Origin of the sequence: Mesorhizobium sp. CA6, from assembly GCF_020165035.1 — a bacterium.
Taxonomy (GTDB): domain Bacteria; phylum Pseudomonadota; class Alphaproteobacteria; order Rhizobiales; family Rhizobiaceae; genus Mesorhizobium.
In genome coordinates this window covers 41,866-47,869 of sequence record NZ_JAIUHI010000028.1, presented here as the reverse complement: position 1 = coordinate 47,869, position 6,004 = coordinate 41,866, and the positions used below count along the sequence as shown (strand labels likewise).

The window sequence follows — 6,004 nt, the reverse complement described above, 5'->3', positions numbered from 1 at the left end:
AATCTCCCCCCTAGAGGGGGAGATGTCCGGCAGGACAGAGGGGGGCGCGAAGGAACTCTCATTCTCAAAGCTGAGCACCCCGGCAGCCGATCCGCAAGGAGATCAGCCGGCCAAATAGGTGTCCGCCCAGTTCGATACCGCCCAGCGCGGGTTGTTGGCGATGTTGCCGACCGTATCGCGGGCGACAGAGATGAAGCTCCACTCGGCGACGTTGATCAGCGGCAAATCGGCCGCGACCTTCTTCTGGAATTCCTTGTAGAGCTCCGTGCGGGCCGACGGATCGAGTGTCTCCGATGCTTTCGCGATCAGCGCGTCGAGCTCGGCGTTCTTGTAGCCGCCCTGGTTGGAGAAGGGCACGCCGTCGGGAATGCCGCTCTGCACCAGGATGGTGGTCGAGATCGCCGGGTCGCCGCGGAACACCGGCGGGCCGACGGCGAGGTCGAAGGCGTGGTCGGTGTAGACGGCCTTGATGTGCGCGGTGGAGTCGTTGTTGACGATCTCGGCGTCGATGCCGATCGCTGCGAGTGCCTGGCGCAGGTAATCGCCGAACTGCTTCGTCTCGTTGAAGTAAGGCGCCGGCAACAGCTTCAGCGCAAAGCGCTTGCCGTCGTCGGCGCGCTTGTAGCCGGCTTGGTCGAGGAGCGCATTGGCCTTGACGACGTCGAAAGGATAGGTCGGCACGTCGGCGGTGTAGAATTGCGGATCGTTCTTCGGCACCGGGCCGGTTGCGGTCGCGGCGTAGCCGAGGAAGATCGTCTTGACGACGAAATCCTTGTCGATGGCATGCGCGATCGCCTGCCGCACTTTCAGATCGGCCAGCTCCTTGCGGCGGTGGTTGATCTCGACGACGAGCTGGTAGGTCAGCCCCTCATAGCCCTTGGTGATGACCTTCAGGCCTGGCACCTTGGAAATGCGGTCGAGGTCGGCGAGCGGCACGGCGGAGAAGGCGGCGAGCTGGATCTCTTCCGCCTCGAGCGCCGCTGCGGCGGACGTGCGATCAGGGAGCACCTGGTAGACGATCTCGTCGAGATAGGGCTCGTCCTTGCCCCAATAGGCGTCGTTCCTTGTCAGCCGGTAATATTGCCCCGCCTTGTATTCGGCGAATTTGAACGGACCGGTGCCGACCGGCGCATTGTTGGCCGGGTTCTCCTCGATCTTGCCCACCTCATAGAGGTGCTTCGGCACGACGCTCGACAGCGCCGGCAACGCGTTGCGGATCAGCTGGAACGGGGTCGGCTTGGCGAACTTGAAGATTGCGGTAAGGGCGTCCGGCGTGTCGACGGCCTCCAGGTCCTTGAACACGGTGCGGCCGAGATTTTGCAGCGGCTTCCAGATCTGCAGCGCCGAGAAGGCGACGTCGGCGGAAGTGAAGGGCTTGCCGTCATGCCATTTGACGCCGTCGCGCAATTTGAAGGTCACCGACAGGCCGTCGGCAGCGCCTTCCCAGGAAAGCGCCAGCCGCGGCTGCAGCCCGTCCTTGCCGTCGAAGGCGGCTTCGGCCAGCGTCTCGACGATCTTGCTGGAGATGAAGAAGACGCCATTGGAGGCGACGATCGCCGGGTTGAGGTTGCGCGGCTCGGAATCCGCGGCGACGATCAGCCGGCCGCCCTTCTTGGGCGTCTGCGCAAGGCCGATGGTCGGAAGCGCAGTGGAGGCCAGCAGCAGCGCCGAGCCGGCCAATAGGCCGCGGCGTGAAATCGTCAATTCGGACATCGCTCAAACTCCCCTCTTCGCGCCGTGGCAGGCGCGGCAATCCGGTGATTATGGCCCTTGGCAAAGGTTTCGCCAGAGACGGATTTGGCGCATCATGGCTTGGCTTTGAAATTTCCGTCCGCTGGACCAGCCAGCCGACGGAGGCTCTCATGCTCTTATCTGGTAGGACCAGATTACAGACAAGCGCGATCGGGATTTGGACGGAAACCGGCTTTGGCGGGAAAGTGATCAATTCTGGCTGGACCAGAGTGGCCAAAAAGATGCAGATTTGGCCAACAGCCATACATCATGACTTTCGGCGCTCCTGCGGCCGATGAAAACAGGGAGAGGCAGATGAACATCGCTCCGGGCAAAACCGAGGTCAGCAATATCCCATTCGATCAGTCGCGGGTGGATCGGCTGATGGAAGAGGCCGGCATTGACGTGCTCTTCGCCACCTCCAAACATAACACGCAATATTTGCTCGGCGGCTACAAGTTCATCTTCTTCGCGGCGATGGATGCGATCGGTCACAGCCGCTATTTGCCGATCGTCCTTTACGAGAAGGGCGGGCCGGAACATGCGGCATATATCGGCAACAAGATGGAAGGCGGCGAACATCAGAATCATCCGTTCTGGACGCCGACCTTGCATGCCGCCTGCTGGGGCACGCTCGATGCCGCCAATCTGGCGGTGGAGCATCTCAAACAGATCGGCAAGCAAGCCGCCCGCATCGGCATCGAGCCGGCCTTCCTGCCGTCGGACGCCTACACGCTGATCCGCAAGGCGCTGCCGGATGCAAAGCTGATCGACGCGACCGACATGCTGGAGCGTATGCGCGCCATCAAGACCGAGGCGGAACTCGAACAGCTGCGCATCGCTTCCGAGCTGATCACCGATTCCATGCTGGCGACGATTGGCTGGGCGCGGGAGGGCACCAGCAAGACCGACATCATCGAGCGGCTGAGGCGCGAGGAGACCAATCGCGGCGCGCATTTCGAATACTGCCTGCTGACGCTGGGTTCCAGCCACAACCGCGCGGCGTCCAGCCAGGCGTGGAAGAAGGGCGAGGTGTTGTCGATCGATTCCGGCGGCAACTATCACGGCTATATCGGCGACCTCTGCCGCATGGGCGTGCTTGGCGAGCCGGATGCGGAATTGGAGGATCTTCTGGCTGAAGTTGAAGCCGTGCAGCAGGCGGCCTTTTCCAAGGTCAAGGCCGGCATACTGGGCGGCGACATGATCGCGCATGCCGAGAGCGTTCTGAAGGCATCCAAGGTCGCGGCCTACACGGATTTCTTCGCGCACGGCATGGGGCTGATCACGCATGAGGCGCCGTTCCTGATGACCAATCACCCGGTCGCCTATGAGGGCACCTATGCGGCAAAGCCGCTGGAGAAGAACATGGTGCTGTCGGTCGAGACCACCATGCTTCATCCGACACGCGGCTTCATCAAGCTGGAGGACACGGTGGCCGTCACTGACGCCGGCTATGTGATGTTCGGCGACCGCGGACGTGGGTGGAACAGGGGCGGGATTTCTTAAGGAGAAGGTCGGCGCTGCCCTCATCCGCCCTTCGGGTACCTTCTCCCCGTAGAATGGGGAGAAGCAAAGACTGTTACTGACCCGCCGGCAGCAGCTTGAAATCAGGCAGGTCGCGCAGCGCCAGCTCCGGTCCGGCGGGCGAATAGACGACGAAGAGCTGCATCGGCTGGTCGCCGGTGTTGAGCGTCGAATGGAAGCGGCTTTCCGGCACATAGATGGTGCAGCCGGGGCCGACTTCCGCCACCACCGGATTGCCTTTCTCATCCTCGACCATCTGCTCGCCATTGCCGGAGATGACGAAGATGATCTCTTCGGCGCCCGGATGGTTGTGGCGGGTGTGGCCTTGGCCCGGCGGCAAGTCGACGACGCCGCCGGAGAAGCGTTCGGCGCCATTCACTTCCGGCGCGACGGTCAGCGACAGCTTGCCCCAGTCGAAGCCGAAGGCGCTGACATCCTTCGGATAGACGAACACCATGCTCCTGTCGCCCATTGCCTCATCCCTTCCTTTTCTTTGCTTCTGTCTTCCGGTCGCGAAGCGCGACCGCCTTGAAATCCGCCGTCTGCCTGGCGATCGCCGCTTCCGCCGGCAGCCGTTCCATCGAGCTTGCGCCGTAAAAGCCATGCAAGCCCTCGCAGCGTTCGAGAATGTAGCGCGCGTCGTCGGGCATCGAGATCGGCCCGCCATGGCAAAGCAGGATGACGTCCTTGCGAACCGAGCGCGCGGCATCGGCAATGGCGTCGATTTCCTTGACGCAGGCGTCGAGCGTTTTCGCCGAAGTGGCGCCGATTGAGCCGCCGGTGGTGACGCCCATATGGGCGACGATGATATCGGCGCCGGCTTTCGTCATGGCGCGCGCCTCGTCGGGGTTGAAGACGTAGGGCGTGGTGAGCAGGTCGAGCTTGCGCGCCTCGGCGATCATGTCGACCTCGAGCCCAAAACCCATGCCGGTCTCCTCGAAGCTCTGGCGCATGGTGCCGTCGAACAGGCCGACGGTCGGAAAATTCTGTACGCCGGAAAAGCCCATCGTCTTCAGCTCTGTGAGCAGCAGCGGCATGATGACAAAGGGGTCGGTGCCGTTGACGCCGGCCAGCACCGGCGTCTTCTTCACCACCGGCAGCACCTCATAGGCCATTTCCTTGACGATCTCGTTGGCGTTGCCATAGGCGAGCAGGCCGGCGGCCGAGCCGCGCCCGGCCATGCGGTAGCGGCCGGAATTGTAAATGATGATCAGGTCGATGCCGCCGGCTTCCTCGGCCTTGGCCGACAGGCCGGTGCCGGCGCCGCCGCCGACGATCGGCACGCCGTCGGCGATCATGTTGCGGAATTTTTCCAGGATTTCCTTGCGCGGAATGGCAGCCATGCTTGTCTTGTCTCACTTCTTGGCGATGTCGAGAAATGCTTCGGCCGCGGCCTTGGCGAAGGCGGGATCGTTGATGTGCAGCGGCAGGCGAGTGACGGTGCGGCCCCTGGTCGGCTCGATCGTGCGCTCGATGGCGTCGAACAGTGCCGCATCGGCCTCCGTGTCGAAGAAGGCGCCGCCTTCGATATCCAGCGCCGATACGCCCTTTTCCGGGATCAGGAAGCGGACCGGACCGTCGCATCGGGCGAGGCGGCCGCCGATCCATTCGCCGATCTTGCGGCATTCCTCGGCCGTGGTGCGCATCAGCGTGACATTGGGATTGTGCTCGTAGAAGAGCCGTCCATGATATTTTTCCGGAGTGGTCGGCGGCGCCCAGAAGTTCACCATGTCGAGCGCGCCAACCGAGCCGACATAGGGCAATTTCGTGCGGGCAATCGCGCCGAAGCGATCCTCGGTCGCCGGCAGCACGCCGCCGAACAGGAAATCGCAGACCTCAGTCGTGGTGATGTCGAGGACGCCGGCCAGCAGACCGCTGTCGGCGAGCTTCTCCATCGAGCGGCCGCCGGTGCCGGTGGCGTGGAAGACCATACAGTCATAGTCGGGGCGCAATCGGTCGACGATCGCCGTCACACAGGGCGTGGTGACGCCGAACATGGTGAGTCCCAGCGCCGGCTTGCCGGCGGCGGCCGAGGCGGGCTTCGCGGCCATGCCGGCGATCGCCTGGGCGGCATTGTGCAGCACAATGCGGGAGAGCCTGTTCAGTCCCGCCATGTCGGTGACCGACGGCATCATGATGATGTCGGAGATGTCGACGTAAGGCGCGGTATCGCCGGAGGCCAATGTCGAGACCATGATCTTCGGCAGGCCGAGCGGCAGCGCCCGCATGCCGGCGGTGACGATCGAGGTGCCGCCGCCGCCGCCGATGCCGATCACCCCGGCGAGGTCGTCACATGACTGGATGAAATTGGCGAAGGCCGCGCCCATGCCGGCAACGGCGGTGCCGCGATCGTCGATGCCGAGAACAGCGCCGGCTCCCTTGGGATGATGCGCGGCGACCTCGCTGGCAGGGATATCCACCGGGACGGTCGCGCCTCGCGTGCCGATATCGACACGGACGACCGCGCCGCCGGCCTTGGCGACGGCATCGGCCAGGAAGGCGAGTTCCTCGCCTTTGGTGTCGGCGGTGCCGATCACATAGATGCGCTTCATCCGCGGTTCCCCGTCCGGCATGGCTGGCTTTGCCGCCGGCCTTTTTTGCCCCACCCTTAAGCTTCTCGGCAAAGCCTCGTCGCTGGTGGGGACCGTATTTTTTGGCCCACCCTTAAGCTTCTCGGCAAAGCCTCGTCGCTGGTGGGGACCCGTTATTGACCGGCATTGCGCCATTGCAAATTTTTGAGACGCGCGTA

At 63.4% G+C, this 6,004-nt stretch carries 5 protein-coding genes; 1 reads left to right on the top strand and 4 read right to left on the bottom strand.

Annotated features, from left to right (window positions below; translation table 11 throughout):
• Nucleotides 1-102 precede the first annotated feature (102 nt).
• Nucleotides 103-1,713, bottom strand: coding sequence for an ABC transporter substrate-binding protein (locus LB526_RS28255; protein WP_224630501.1), 1,611 nt, complete (start codon nt 1,711-1,713; stop codon nt 103-105).
• A gap of 333 nt (nt 1,714-2,046) precedes the next feature.
• On the opposite strand from LB526_RS28255, the gene LB526_RS28250 reads away from it, so the two are divergent.
• Nucleotides 2,047-3,237, top strand: a complete 1,191-nt coding sequence (locus LB526_RS28250) for a M24 family metallopeptidase (RefSeq protein WP_224630500.1) — start codon at nt 2,047-2,049, stop codon at nt 3,235-3,237.
• A gap of 73 nt (nt 3,238-3,310) precedes the next feature.
• Here LB526_RS28250 and LB526_RS28245 read toward each other — a convergent pair whose 3' ends face one another.
• From LB526_RS28245 to LB526_RS28235, 3 genes are read right to left on the bottom strand one after another with little or no spacing between them, the layout of a single operon-like run.
• Nucleotides 3,311-3,727 (bottom strand): cupin domain-containing protein, encoded by a 417-nt coding sequence (locus LB526_RS28245; protein ID WP_224630499.1) that lies wholly within the window; start codon nt 3,725-3,727, stop codon nt 3,311-3,313.
• Between the two features lie 4 nt (nt 3,728-3,731).
• Nucleotides 3,732-4,598 carry a phosphoenolpyruvate hydrolase family protein gene (locus tag LB526_RS28240; protein WP_224630498.1) on the bottom strand — a complete coding sequence of 289 codons (867 nt, stop codon included), beginning with the start codon at nt 4,596-4,598 and terminating at the stop codon, nt 3,732-3,734.
• Nucleotides 4,599-4,610: 12 nt separating this feature from the next.
• The gene (locus LB526_RS28235) at nt 4,611-5,807 is read right to left on the bottom strand and encodes a Tm-1-like ATP-binding domain-containing protein (protein ID WP_224630497.1); all 1,197 of its coding nucleotides are present in this window, start codon (nt 5,805-5,807) and stop codon (nt 4,611-4,613) included.
• Nucleotides 5,808-6,004 lie beyond the last annotated feature (197 nt).